General features: G+C 37.9%; 15 protein-coding genes and 1 other RNA gene. 5 read left to right on the top strand and 11 right to left on the bottom strand.

All coding sequences use genetic code 11. From position 1 onward, the window contains the following. Window positions 1-3: 3 nt before the first annotated feature. The 9 genes from G4Z02_RS04345 to G4Z02_RS04385 form a co-directional block, all read right to left on the bottom strand. A complete protein-coding gene (locus tag G4Z02_RS04345) occupies window positions 4-1752 on the bottom strand; it encodes a [FeFe] hydrogenase, group A (RefSeq protein WP_258878642.1) in 1749 nt (582 codons plus the stop codon). An 11-nt stretch (window positions 1753-1763) separates the two neighbouring features. Continuing rightward, entirely contained in the window at window positions 1764-3554 is a 1791-nt protein-coding gene (gene nuoF, locus G4Z02_RS04350) for an NADH-quinone oxidoreductase subunit NuoF (RefSeq protein ID WP_258878643.1), read from the bottom strand. Between the two features lie 11 nt (window positions 3555-3565). Continuing rightward, a complete protein-coding gene (locus tag G4Z02_RS04355; protein WP_258878644.1) occupies window positions 3566-3931 on the bottom strand; it encodes a (2Fe-2S) ferredoxin domain-containing protein in 366 nt (121 codons plus the stop codon). Next, on the bottom strand, window positions 3928-4482 hold the full coding sequence (locus G4Z02_RS04360) for an ATP-binding protein (RefSeq protein WP_258878645.1): 555 nt from the start codon (window positions 4480-4482) through the stop codon (window positions 3928-3930). Before G4Z02_RS04360 ends, G4Z02_RS04355 begins: the two co-directional genes overlap by 4 nt. Next, on the bottom strand, window positions 4483-5127 hold the full coding sequence (locus tag G4Z02_RS04365; protein WP_258878646.1) for a PHP domain-containing protein: 645 nt from the start codon (window positions 5125-5127) through the stop codon (window positions 4483-4485). A 62-nt stretch (window positions 5128-5189) separates the two neighbouring features. Continuing rightward, window positions 5190-5522 (bottom strand): DRTGG domain-containing protein, encoded by a 333-nt coding sequence (locus G4Z02_RS04370; RefSeq protein ID WP_258878647.1) that lies wholly within the window; start codon window positions 5520-5522, stop codon window positions 5190-5192. Next, window positions 5512-5949, bottom strand: coding sequence for an ATP-binding protein (locus G4Z02_RS04375; protein ID WP_258878648.1), 438 nt, complete (start codon window positions 5947-5949; stop codon window positions 5512-5514). The genes G4Z02_RS04370 and G4Z02_RS04375 overlap by 11 nt, the downstream gene beginning before the upstream one ends. Then, entirely contained in the window at window positions 5949-6335 is a 387-nt protein-coding gene (locus G4Z02_RS04380) for a transcriptional regulator (protein WP_258878649.1), read from the bottom strand. The genes G4Z02_RS04375 and G4Z02_RS04380 overlap by 1 nt, the downstream gene beginning before the upstream one ends. Further along, entirely contained in the window at window positions 6335-6820 is a 486-nt protein-coding gene (locus G4Z02_RS04385; protein WP_258878650.1) for an NADH-quinone oxidoreductase subunit NuoE family protein, read from the bottom strand. The genes G4Z02_RS04380 and G4Z02_RS04385 overlap by 1 nt, the downstream gene beginning before the upstream one ends. Before the next feature lie 292 nt (window positions 6821-7112). Between G4Z02_RS04385 and G4Z02_RS04390 the strand changes: the two genes are divergently transcribed. From G4Z02_RS04390 to G4Z02_RS04410, 5 genes are all read left to right on the top strand, one after another. Further along, window positions 7113-7718, top strand: coding sequence for a thymidine kinase (locus tag G4Z02_RS04390; RefSeq protein WP_258878651.1), 606 nt, complete (start codon window positions 7113-7115; stop codon window positions 7716-7718). A gap of 21 nt (window positions 7719-7739) precedes the next feature. After that, window positions 7740-8171 (top strand): tRNA adenosine(34) deaminase TadA, encoded by a 432-nt coding sequence (tadA, locus tag G4Z02_RS04395; protein ID WP_258878652.1) that lies wholly within the window; start codon window positions 7740-7742, stop codon window positions 8169-8171. A gap of 12 nt (window positions 8172-8183) precedes the next feature. Continuing rightward, window positions 8184-8278: signal recognition particle sRNA small type (ffs, locus tag G4Z02_RS04400), an RNA gene on the top strand. A 92-nt stretch (window positions 8279-8370) separates the two neighbouring features. After that, window positions 8371-8634: an ArsR/SmtB family transcription factor gene (locus tag G4Z02_RS04405; RefSeq protein WP_258878653.1), complete on the top strand. Its 264-nt coding sequence runs from the start codon at window positions 8371-8373 to the stop codon at window positions 8632-8634. A 32-nt stretch (window positions 8635-8666) separates the two neighbouring features. After that, window positions 8667-9443 carry a Cof-type HAD-IIB family hydrolase gene (locus tag G4Z02_RS04410; RefSeq protein ID WP_258878654.1) on the top strand — a complete coding sequence of 259 codons (777 nt, stop codon included), beginning with the start codon at window positions 8667-8669 and terminating at the stop codon, window positions 9441-9443. A 13-nt stretch (window positions 9444-9456) separates the two neighbouring features. Here the strand turns inward: G4Z02_RS04410 and G4Z02_RS04415 are convergent, their stop codons facing one another. Together G4Z02_RS04415 and G4Z02_RS04420 are read right to left on the bottom strand one after the other, a co-directional pair. After that, window positions 9457-11259: a HAMP domain-containing sensor histidine kinase gene (locus G4Z02_RS04415; RefSeq protein WP_258878655.1), complete on the bottom strand. Its 1803-nt coding sequence runs from the start codon at window positions 11257-11259 to the stop codon at window positions 9457-9459. Then, window positions 11246-11944 (bottom strand): response regulator transcription factor, encoded by a 699-nt coding sequence (locus G4Z02_RS04420; protein ID WP_258878656.1) that lies wholly within the window; start codon window positions 11942-11944, stop codon window positions 11246-11248. Before G4Z02_RS04420 ends, G4Z02_RS04415 begins: the two co-directional genes overlap by 14 nt. Between the last annotated feature and the right edge of the window lie 48 nt (window positions 11945-11992).

The following is an 11992-nucleotide window of genomic DNA, read 5'->3' on the forward strand; positions in this document are numbered from 1 at the left end:
ATGTTATTTATAGAACTTTCGTTCTTGATACGTTGTATGAAGCAATGTTTTTGCTTTCGTTGAACCTGGTTTTGTCAAATAGTTATCGTAAATGGCTTTGACGTTATCTGCGAGTCCAACCTCACGTGTTTCTTTGGAATGTTCTAAGTTATGTAACGCTTCAAGCCGAAGGCCAACAATATCGATATTGTCTTGAACAACAGCTGGTTGAATTGGTTGTCCACCACCGGCAACACAACCATCGCTACAAGCCATAAATTCAACATAGTGATATGTTTTCTTTGTTTTCTTAATGTGTTGGAAGAAGTCTTGAATGTTCATTCCACCATGAACCACAGCAATATTGATATCCATTCCTGAAGCACGATAAGTCGCTTCTTTAATATCCTTCATTCCCCGTGCGGCCTTAAATTCGATGGCTGCAGGTTTCTCTTCTAATAAATGAGAAACCGTATGTAATGTTGATTCAATTAATCCAGCTTCAAGGTGGGGTTGTAATGGTGTTTTGGTTAACTCAGCAAGTGTACCATATGGTTCACCATCAGATAGTGACATAAAGCGGATTCCTTTTCGTTTTAACAAACGAGCATATTCTCTTGTCGTTAAGACGTAATCTACATCCTTAACACCTTGATATTTCATTTGCTCACGATCCGCTTCGTGTTTCTTCGCAATACATGGCATGATCGTAACATACACAATATTTTCTTTATGATAGCCTAGTTTCTCAGCATAGTAATGTTTTACTAACGATCCGGATACTTGTTGTGGTGATTTCGCGCTGGATAAATGTGGTAAGTACTCTGATTCGTATTGCTCAATGTAATTAATCCAACCCGGAGAGCACGATGTAAACATTGGAAGTGGTCCATCATTTTTCAGGCGATGAATGAACTCGGTAGCTTCTTCAACAACAGAAAAATCGGTTGCGAACGTTAAGTCCATTACTTCATCAAACCCGACTTTTTGCAAGGATGTGTATAATTTACCTTCTACATTTGTACCAATCTCGGCACCAAACTCTTCACCTAGTGTAACGGTAACAGAAGGAGCCACACTAACAACGACTTTTTTGTTTTTGTCGCGCAGTGCATCTAAGACAAAATCAATGTGGGATTTTTCTTTGATAGCGGCAACAGGACACGCTTGAATACAAGCACCACAGTAAATACAACCACTATCTTCCATACCGTGGAAGTTCGCTGGTCCAATGTAGGTATCTTGTCCACGTTCGTTGAATGCCAAGATTCCTAAACCAGTCGCTTTTTCACAAGCGTTGACACAACGACCACATAGAATACATTTTCCACTATCGAGAACAATCGCACTAGATGTATCATTGATTAATCGTTCTTTACGATCGAAAAATAGATTCTCACCAAACACATTGTCGACATTGAAACGACGCATTAAATCAAGCAATTCACAACTGTTTTCGCGTTCACAAGCCCAACATTCGAAGATGTGGTTTGCGGCGAGAAGTTGCAAATTGGCAACGATACTATCGTGAATTTCTTGGGTGTTGGTTTCTACTTCCATACCATCGTCAACAGCTAAGGTACAGGAGTTCTTCAGTCCGCGCATGTTTTTGACGTCAACGACGCATAAACGACAAGCGGAGGTTTCATTAATATCTTTTAGGAAACATAAGCGTGGTACTTCGATGCCCAAATCTTCTGCAGCACGCATAACGGTATAGTCTTTAGGAACGGTAATCTGTTGTCCATTGATTGTAATTGTAACTTTGTCCATTCATATACCTCCTATACACTAATGATGGCGTCAACAGGGCAAATGTTTTTACAAATACCACATTTAATACATGCTGACGTATCAATTTCGTGCAGTTGTTTGATTGAACCAGAAATACAATCAACTGGGCAGTTGGTTGCACACTTCGTACATCCGATACAATCTTTTGTTATTTCTAGATGGATGAGTGGTTTACAGACTCCACCCGGACATCTTTTATCGACAACGTGGGCTTCAAATTCTTCACGGAAGTGCTCCAACATTGATAAAATGGGGTTCGGAGCGGCTTGGCCAAGTCCACATAAAGATGAGCTCTTAACCATTTTTGCTAGTTTTTCCAATCGATCAATGTCTTCCAAGGTTCCTTCACCTGAAGAAATGATTTCCAACATTTCATACATTTTTTTGGTACCTTCACGACAGGGGGTACACTTACCACAGGATTCATCAACGGTAAACTCCAAGTAGAAACGGCAGATGTCGACCATACAGTTGTCTTCATCAATAACAACCATTCCTCCGGATCCCATCATCGAACCGGCTTCAACAAGCGTTTCGTACTCAATCGGCATATCGAGTAACGATTCTGGAATTGCTCCACCAGAAGGTCCACCTGTTTGTACGGCTTTCAGCTGTTTGTTCTGTGGAATTCCGCCACCAATTTCATAGATTACCTCGCGTAAAGTTGTTCCCATTGGTACTTCAACAAGTCCAGCGTTTTTGATGTTTCCACCCAAACTAAAGACTTTGGTACCTTTGGATTTTTCCGTACCGATTTTTGCAAATTCTTTTGCACCAATGTAAAGAATAGCTGATACATTGGCTAGAGTTTCCACATTGTTGATAATGGTAGGTTTTCCCCATAATCCTTTTGCAGCTGGGAAGGGAGGTTTGTTACGAGACATACCTCGTCCACCCTCAATCGAAGCGATTAATGCAGTCTCTTCACCACAAACAAAAGCCCCGGCACCAAGTCGGATTTCGATATCAAAATCAAATCCACTACCAAAAATATTTTTACCAAGCAAACCAAGTTCTTTTGCTTGAGAAATTGCGATTTTTAATTTTTCAATGGCTGTCGGGTATTCTATACGAACATAGATATATCCTTTGTCCGCACCAATAGCATATCCGGCAATCATTAAACCTTCTAATACCGCATGTGGATCCCCTTCTAATAACGCGCGGTCCATAAAGGCACCGGGGTCTCCCTCATCGGCATTACAGATGACAAATTTTTGATCGCTTTCATTCTGATAAGCGAATTTCCATTTCAATCCTGTGGGGAATCCTCCTCCACCACGTCCGCGCAATCCGGATGCTTGCATTTCTTCAATGACTTCAAGTGGTGTCATTTCAAGTAATGCTTTACCAAGACCACGGTATCCATCACGAGCAATGTACTCTTCGATGTCATCGGGATTGATTAACCCACAGTTACGTAAGGCAACACGGGTTTGTTTGGAATAGAACTTAATTTCATCAAAGGCTTTGATTTCTTTTTCGTCCGTCATCGCTTCATCAAAAACGAGTTTTTCAACAATACGACCTTTGTATAAATGCTCTTCACATATTGTTTTAATATCTTTGTTCTTAACAAGGGCGTAAAATACACCTTCAGGATAGATGATGACAAATGGTCCTTGTTCACAAAGACCGACACAACCGGTATTTACCAGTTTAATCTCATCACGTATTCCCAGTCTTGTTAAGTGTTCTTCGAATTCGCTTCGTAAGGATTTTGCGCCCCTACTAACGCACATCGAACCACTACATATCAGGACATGAGCTCTCTCAATCATGTTGTCACCACCTATAGTCTATATTTACCAATAAGATTGTCTTGGACGACCTTACCACCGATAATATGTTCATTTATGATTCGTTCTGCTACGTCGACATCAACACGGCAGTACGTCGTTCGTTTCTCACCTTCTAGTACCTCTACAATTGGTTCAATGGCGCATTCACCAATACAACCAACAGGAGTTACGGTAACGTTGGGGATATCTTTTTCGGCAATATCCTCAACCAATTTATTCATGACCGGGCGGGCTCCAGCACTGATACCGCAAGTTGCCATACCGACAAGTATACGTGTACCTTCGTTTTTACCCCTCATCGTAACTTTACGTTGAGCAGCATCCCGAATTTTCTTTAAATCGTCTAAAGATTTCATCTTGCTTCCTCCTTATGAATTGTCGTTATTCCTTCTTTTATATTGTTCTTAACCCACATGATTACGTCATAATCAGCGAGAGGAATTCCATTTAGTACGTTCTTAATTTCACGAGTATCTAAAACATACTCTTTATGATTGCATATGTGCTTGTAATAAATATCTATGGCAGCCTCATTCATTAGTAGAATGGCTAAGGTATCTTCTATCGAACCGAGTGGAGCACGATCGATGTGATTGTGCTCAAACTGAGCAATTACGGACGTACCTTGATTGACTTTTGAGGTAATATTAAACGTCCCTCCAGCCATTTCAGCAGCCATTTTAAAGAGAGAGACACCCATTCCTACAGAACGAGTTGTTCTCGTTGTAAAGAAGGGATCTGCAACTTCACTTAATGTTTTTTCGTTCATACCAAATCCATTGTCATGGATTTCAATGATATATGTGTTTTTGATAGTATCTTCGGTAATAATGATTTGTATTAAAGACGCGTTTGCTTTGATTGAATTTTGACAGATATCTAGGATGTGTAGAGACAACTCATTCATTTAATCACGACCTTTTAGATATGCAAATAGGGCTTCTATTGATTTCTCAGGTAATTCCAACTCTTCTTCTCGTTCTGATAACCTTAAGATTGAGTGTGCATCAGAACTAGAGAGAATTGGGAATTGTGTAATCTCGGGATGTTGCGATAAAAACTCTTCCTTCTTGTAGTGTTGAATCTCAACACCGTCAAAGGGTATGTCGGATAGAGAATAATATAATAGAGCGCTTTTGCTAGAACGTTCAATGTGTGCCAAGACACACTTGCCGTTATGTTTTTGGACAAAATGATAGAGTTCCATATAAGGGATAGTAGTAGCCCGTAATGAATATGGATACGTTTCAAGTTCGATATCATAGATATCAGTAATGACTTGATCCGATTGGGAAAACGGTCCCCAATCTTCCTTTTTCAAATATCGTTCAAGATGATTTGATAATACTATTACATCTTCATACGTGCGAAAATAACATAGTACATCAAATCCCTCTGCTACAGTTACTTCAATCCCGGGTACAACGATAAAATCATAGGCTTTTTCGATTTCTTGAATGGTTTGTAGTTGCTTCGCTGTATTGTGATCTGTTATCGCCACAAAATCGAGTTTCTTCAACATCGCCATATTGAGGATGTTGTTTGGTGTCATCATCTCACCGCCATCAGGCGATAAAATACTATGAATGTGTAAGTCGTATTTTAAACGGATAATTAGACACCAAGCTTATGCAATGCAACAACAGTATCTGCTGTTGTCATTGATGTGGATAATAGGGGAATGCCGAGTTCATTCGCTTTATCAATGATGGATTGCTGTACTTGAATGTTATGTGGAAACACAACACCAGATAAATCCAGTAAGTGAACCACACCTAGAACATTGATGTTGTTCAACACAGTAACCAACAGTTCACCTTCATTTGCGAATCCCATCACATGACTTAATAAGTCACAGGCGAATACACCTTGAATGGTTTGATTGGTTTCCCCAGGGGAATTTAGTAGTGTCCATTGAGAATCTGCAATTACATCATTAATGTTCATACGCATCTTCTGTAATGTTGAATTTTATCCGCAAGTACGTTCCATCAGTAGATGATTGAAGATCCATTTCATCACTTACAGCTTGAATATTTGGTAATCCCATACCAGCACCAAAGCCATTCTCAATAGCGTAAGAACTAGCGGTTGAGTACCCAGCTGTTAGTGCTTGTTCGATATTTTCAATACCAGGACCAACATCTTCAAATGTGATTTCGGCAAAATCATCGGTTATTTCGACACTGGCTTTACCGCCATACGAATGAATAACAACGTTAATCTCAGCTTCGTATACGCCGATGGTAACCTGTTTGATAAATTCCCGTGATAATCCACGTTTTTTTAATGCTCGTTTTGTTAAGCTGGCAATCGTACCAGCGTTGGCGATGTCATTTCGTTCTATTTGGTGTTCTCTGGAGTACGGCTCCATTAATTTTCCTCAAGAACAGACTCGTAACTCTTAACACCATTCATGAATAATAAGCCACTTGTACGATACATCGTTAGTTCGGTACCAATTAAAGTAATTCCAATCTCATCAGCAAGATCAATTACCGATTGAGAAGGTGTTTTACCGCGAACAAAGATAATCGTCTCTAAATCGAGGATTTCTGCTGTTCGCAATGCTTGATTTGTCACCAAACCCGTGACCAATGCTCCATGGGCACCAATATGACTTGGCATTTTTTTAAGTAGCATTAATGCGTCACTCATCAGGTCACAAACAAAGGCGTAATTAATCTCTTTTACACATCGAGGGCATTCTTGGTTGTACTGTTTTGCATTCAATAATCCTAACACGTCATTTAGTTCCATTATTTACCACGATACTCCTTTATCAGTCTTCTTGCTTTTGTTACACTCATTTCTCCATAAACGTCTTCATCAAAAGCCATTACTGGAGCCATTCCACATGTACCAATACAACGAATAGCTTCTAATGTATAGTATCCATCTTCTGTCGTTCCACCAACATCAACACCGAGTTCGGTTTTCACAAAATCGAGAATGGTTTGGGCTCCACGTACATAACAAGGGGTTCCTAAACAAACCCCAACGATGTGATCCCCTTTTGGATGTAATGTAAAACTTGAGTAAAAAGTTACAACACCGTTGATTTCAGCAACAGGAACTCCGGTTTCTTCAGAAACAATCTTCTGAACTTCTAAGGGTATGCAGCTAAAGATACGTTGAGCTTCATGTAATATCGGCATAAGCGGTCCAGGATTCTTTTTATGATGTTTAATTTCTTTAAGCAATTCCTTTCGTTGCTCTTCGGATATCTCGAATTTCTTACCCATAATCTACTCCTTATTAAAAAAATGATTTATATTCCAAACAATTATAACATAATTGTTTATTTATTAAAAGACTTTTCAGGCATTTACGGTCAATATATGGGATGTTTCTAAATAACTTTAAAGCCCTAAATATAGCCGTTTTGAGAGATGTTTGACAAACATCTATGAATAATTCTATGAATTGTTTGGTTACAAAAAATAATTATAAATAATCTTTATGATATTTTGGAAAACCATTGTTTTATTTGGCGTACTATTGTATTATGGATATAGTAAAAAATGAGGTGGAATTATGTATTTGAATCAACGTGATGGATGGATTGAAGTGATTTGTGGTCCAATGTTTGCTGGAAAAACGGAAGAACTATTGCGCCGTGTTAAACGTTTGGAATATGCGAAAAAGAATATTGTTGTTTTCAAACCAAACATTGATAACCGTTACTCAGAAGGAGAAGTGGTATCCCATAATAACAATCGAACCAAATCTGTCAACATCGCTTCAGCATCACAGATATTCGATTATATCGATTCTGAAACAGATGTAGTTGCAATAGATGAAGTACAATTCCTAGATGAAGAAGCTGTTCCAATTTGTGAATTCTTGGCAGAAAAAGGCATTCGTGTCATCGTCAGCGGTCTTGATCGAGATTTTCGCGGAGAGCCATTTAGTTTTATGCCTAAGTTACTTGCGATTGCTGAGTATGTGACAAAATTAACTGCTGTATGTGTTCATTGTGGTATTCCCGCTACACGGACACAACGAATCGTAAATGGTAAACCGGCACGATATGATGATCCAATTGTAATGATAGGTGCAGAAGAAAGTTATGAAGCTCGTTGTCGCAAGTGTCATAAAGTGTATCGAAAACCAAATCTATATCGGAATAAGAAGTTGTAACAATTGAATCATAGTAAATATATGAAAAAAGCCCTAAAAGAGGCTAAAAAAGCATATAAAAAAGGGGAAGTACCAATTGGTGCTGTCATCGTACACAACGGTAAAATCATCGCAAAAGCTCATAATTTACGAGAGAAAGCTAGAAAAGCCACCGCACATGCAGAAATACTGGCCATTGAGAAAGCAAATAAAAAGTTAAAAAGTTGGCGCCTTGACACATGCACAATGTATGTTACAATAGAACCCTGTCCGATGTGTGCCGGCGCAATTATCCAATCGCGAATGAAGCAAGTAATTTACGGTGCAAAAGAATACAAAACAGGTGCTCATCAAAGCATCACCAATTTATTTGATAAACCATTTAACCATAAAGTCGAAGTCTTGGATGGAATCATGGAGGAAGAATGTGGTAAAATTATCACAAGTTTCTTCAAAAAACTAAGAACAAAATAAGACATCTCTTATGAATCATCCTCATTCAATAGGTCGTAACGAACTAGGTCAGGTCGGGAACGAAGCAGCCTTAAGTTTTCTATCTATGTGGATGGGGGTGCTTGATAGGAGATGTTTTTCTTACCTTTGACATATATATTACTATATGGTAATATTACTGTATAATTATATTACTGTAAAGTTATAGAGGTGAAATAATGTGGATAAATTTGACGTCATTAAGCTCTTATCTGATGAAACAAGATTTTCAATTTTTAAAACACTATTAGACTTTGACCGGTTGTGTGTAAGTGAGATTGAAAACCTGTTAGGTATCAAACAAGCAAATACATCAAAACACCTTCGAAAGCTGAAGGATTTTGATGTAGTAGAATCGGTGCGTGAGAAAAATACAATTTTTTACAATGTCAAAGATCAATTTTTGACAGACAATGAGGAATTAATACGATACTTACTTGTTTAGTACAAATTGTAATACTTAAAGGGGATTAATTCATGAGAAAAAAATACGTTTTTGCAGATTTAGATGGTACGATTCTGGATTATAACACTCATTCTGTGCCACAAAGTACCGTTGAAGCGTTGAAAATAGCTCGCCAAAATGGACATGAGATTGTTTTAGCAACCGGTAGGCCACCCGCATTGTTTTATGGAATAGACAAAGAACTTGGATTTCATTCATTTATTGCCGCAAATGGTCGGGTAGTTGTTTATCATGATGAGGTTATTTTTGAGAGCCCTATACCCGAACATAACATCGATGCAATACGTGAGCTTGCTCAGAAGGAGAAATTTGATATTGCCTATGAGAGTATGGATGGATTTGTACTAGAATCAATGTACAACGATACTTATCAAAAGTTTTGCGATCATTTCAATCTTCAATATCCAACTCTTGAACCAAATTACTACAAGGGTAAATCCGTCTATCAAATCAATCTTTTTTATCAAAAGGATGATTTCAAACGTTTTGAGAAGCTTGTACCAGGATTATCCTTTGAGTATTCCTGTCAATACGGTATTGATGTTAATACTGAGGGGGGATTCAAAGAGGTAGGAATCATAGAATTTATGAAGAAACTTGGATTAACACAAGATGATATTATTGCGATTGGTGATGGATATAACGATATATCGATGTTGCAATTTGCGAGAACAAGCGTTGCCATGGGGAATGCTCATCTAGCTGTTCAGAAAGAAGCTAAATATGTAACGGATAGAATTGAGAATGATGGCTTGTATAAAGCGTTTAAAATGTTAGGATTGATATGAAAAAACAACGTGTCTAGACACGTTGTTTTTTGTTCATATAGAAGTACGCTTTTACACCGTTTTTAACATTTGATATACCAAATTCGGCATCGTGAGCTTTCAGAATTTCGCTAACAAGGTACAGTCCAATACCGCTTCCTTTTGTTTTAATCGGGTTGGTTTCTTCCCTTGATATACGATAAAATGGCATCCAGATTTTCTCGATTTCTTCCGTCCGGATTGTAGTCCCGTAATTGGTTAATTCGAAGTACACTTTGTCTTTTCGTTCCGAGACTTCAAGGTACATCCTACCTCCAATAGGAGTGTATTTGATGGCGTTTGTCAAGAAATTTGATATGACACGTTTGATCAGCTTCTCGTCACCTTCTACAAAGACTTCATCTTGGACATTGATATCCAATTCAAGTTTATATTGACGAATGGCATTCTCAAAATCATTAACAAAGAAACAAGCGGTTTTCGATAAATCAAATTCGGAAATCTCAAGTTGAGAGTTGGCGTCATCTAAGCGATAAATTTGTAACATGTCTTGTATCATCATAGATGATTTATTAATCTCATCAAGGACATTTAGTAGTTCTTTTTGTTGTTCCTCATCGGGAATGATATCATCGAGGATTCCTTGAATTGTAACTTGCATAATCATCAGTGGTGTTTTCAATTCATGAGAAATCGATGAAACCAATTGTTTTTTCAGGGAGACTTGCTTTGATTGATCTTCGTATAAACTCATTAACTCTGAATTTTTCCTGTTTAAAGTCTCCAGCGTGGTCCTTAAGTTTTTCGCAATTAGGTTGATACTGTTGGATAACGATTCATTTTCACGATTATTATACTCATGCGCCTCAACATCAAAGTTTAACTGTGCAATTTGCCGGGCGACAAGCTCAATGTTTTGTATTGGTTTTGATATGATACTGGATAAACGAAAACTCCAGATAAAGATAATGACAATAGCGGTTGCATATACGTAATAATTGTAGGAGTTCACAATATCAATCACATCGTTCGTATTAACGACCGGAACAATTGTTACAATATAGTTCCACGTTTTTAAATTGTGAACAAACACTAATGTGTCGACAGAAGCTTCGGATGAACGATACCAAGAACCTTCAACACTACCACTGGTATATTCGTAGTCTTTTAGATCAATTTCGCCCCCAACAATTCGGGCTACTTCATCACGAACAATAGGATTATTCTCAAATAAGTAGTTCAAGTTGTTTGGTTTACTGACATTGGTGATGGTTCCATTAACAGGTGTACAATCGACTTCAGCACACGTGATTTCACTATTATATAAAATGGTACTGCCTACCTCAATGATATCCGCAGAATAGAACTCATCATTATAGGGATAAATGGTAACCGATAGTTGTAAATCTTCTGTATATTCAAAATCATTGTTTGGTACAAGGACCGTATAAGAAAGTAATGTTGTATCATCCTGTATCGTAAACGTATAATCCGTTCCAGAGGATGTTAAAATTCGATACTGCCCACCGACAATGACACTATAGGCATTGTTTTCAGAAGTGAAACGATACATTTCATCATAGTAATCGATGTCGTCTTGATTCATATTTTCAACATATTCAATCAAATCGGAATGGATTCGATCAAAATCTTGAGTCGTAAAGAAATTACGGAAAAATGCAACATTGAGAATCGACTGCAAAGCGAAGAAAGATAGGAAAATCAAACTGATAGTGATGATTAATTGCGTCGAAATGGAACGAGCTTTGAAGAGGCGAACAATGGTCTTCCATGTATTGCGGAACCAATCTTGTACGTTTGCACTAATCTGTTTCATGCGGTACCTCAAATCGATAACCTACACCAAATACCGTTTTAATATAGTTGGATCGATGTCCTAGGAATTTGCGTAGTTTTTTCACATAGGTATCGACAATTCGATCTTCGACATAAACATCGATTCCCCATACTTCGTCAAGGAGAAGGTTTCGTGAACAGATTTTGCTTTCGTGTTCTAAGAAGTATTTAAGCAAATCAAACTCTGTTTTAGACAACTCTTTTTCGTCACCTTCGAGATACACCTTATGGGTATCTAAATCCATTTTGATACCACCAAGCTCAAGCATCCCACTTGTCTGTACTGAGAAATCTTGATTTTGTAATCGCTCTAGTAAATTGCGTACTTTGGCCACAAGGATTTTAGGATTAAATGGTTTGGTAATATAGTCGTCCACTTTAAGCGAGTATCCTTTTAAAATATCCTCTTCTTCAGATAAAGCACTCATCATAATAATGGGAACATTGGATGTTTCGCGAATTGTTTTTGCTACGTCCCAACCATTGACATTGGGCATCATAATATCTAGGCAAACCAAATCCACACGATTTTGACTAAATAACTGTAGCCCTTTAAAACCATCCAAGGCACTTAAAACTGTGAATTTTTCCTTCAAAAAATAATTGGAGACAATGCGATTAATTGTCGGTTCATCTTCAATGATTAAGATTGTTGTGTGTTCCATATCATCACCTCTTGCAATAATTATACCGTATAGATGTGAATATTTAAA

This window comes from Candidatus Xianfuyuplasma coldseepsis (genome assembly GCF_014023125.1).
Taxonomy (GTDB): domain Bacteria; phylum Bacillota_I; class Bacilli_A; order Izemoplasmatales; family Izemoplasmataceae; genus Xianfuyuplasma; species Xianfuyuplasma coldseepsis.

Excerpts from the sequence above, each read along its gene's own strand:
- G4Z02_RS04345 (WP_258878642.1), bottom strand. The coding sequence starts at position 1,752 with ATGGACAAAGTTACAATTACAATCAATGGACAACAGATTACCGTTCCT.
- nuoF (WP_258878643.1), bottom strand. The coding sequence starts at position 3,554 with ATGATTGAGAGAGCTCATGTCCTGATATGTAGTGGTTCGATGTGCGTT.
- G4Z02_RS04355 (WP_258878644.1), bottom strand. The coding sequence starts at position 3,931 with ATGAAATCTTTAGACGATTTAAAGAAAATTCGGGATGCTGCTCAACGT.
- G4Z02_RS04360 (WP_258878645.1), bottom strand. The coding sequence starts at position 4,482 with ATGAATGAGTTGTCTCTACACATCCTAGATATCTGTCAAAATTCAATC.
- G4Z02_RS04365 (WP_258878646.1), bottom strand. The coding sequence starts at position 5,127 with ATGACACCAAACAACATCCTCAATATGGCGATGTTGAAGAAACTCGAT.
- G4Z02_RS04370 (WP_258878647.1), bottom strand. The coding sequence starts at position 5,522 with ATGAACATTAATGATGTAATTGCAGATTCTCAATGGACACTACTAAAT.
- G4Z02_RS04375 (WP_258878648.1), bottom strand. The coding sequence starts at position 5,949 with ATGGAGCCGTACTCCAGAGAACACCAAATAGAACGAAATGACATCGCC.
- G4Z02_RS04380 (WP_258878649.1), bottom strand. The coding sequence starts at position 6,335 with ATGGAACTAAATGACGTGTTAGGATTATTGAATGCAAAACAGTACAAC.
- G4Z02_RS04385 (WP_258878650.1), bottom strand. The coding sequence starts at position 6,820 with ATGGGTAAGAAATTCGAGATATCCGAAGAGCAACGAAAGGAATTGCTT.
- G4Z02_RS04390 (WP_258878651.1), top strand. The coding sequence starts at position 7,113 with ATGTATTTGAATCAACGTGATGGATGGATTGAAGTGATTTGTGGTCCA.
- tadA (WP_258878652.1), top strand. The coding sequence starts at position 7,740 with ATGAAAAAAGCCCTAAAAGAGGCTAAAAAAGCATATAAAAAAGGGGAA.
- G4Z02_RS04410 (WP_258878654.1), top strand. The coding sequence starts at position 8,667 with ATGAGAAAAAAATACGTTTTTGCAGATTTAGATGGTACGATTCTGGAT.
- G4Z02_RS04415 (WP_258878655.1), bottom strand. The coding sequence starts at position 11,259 with ATGAAACAGATTAGTGCAAACGTACAAGATTGGTTCCGCAATACATGG.
- G4Z02_RS04420 (WP_258878656.1), bottom strand. The coding sequence starts at position 11,944 with ATGGAACACACAACAATCTTAATCATTGAAGATGAACCGACAATTAAT.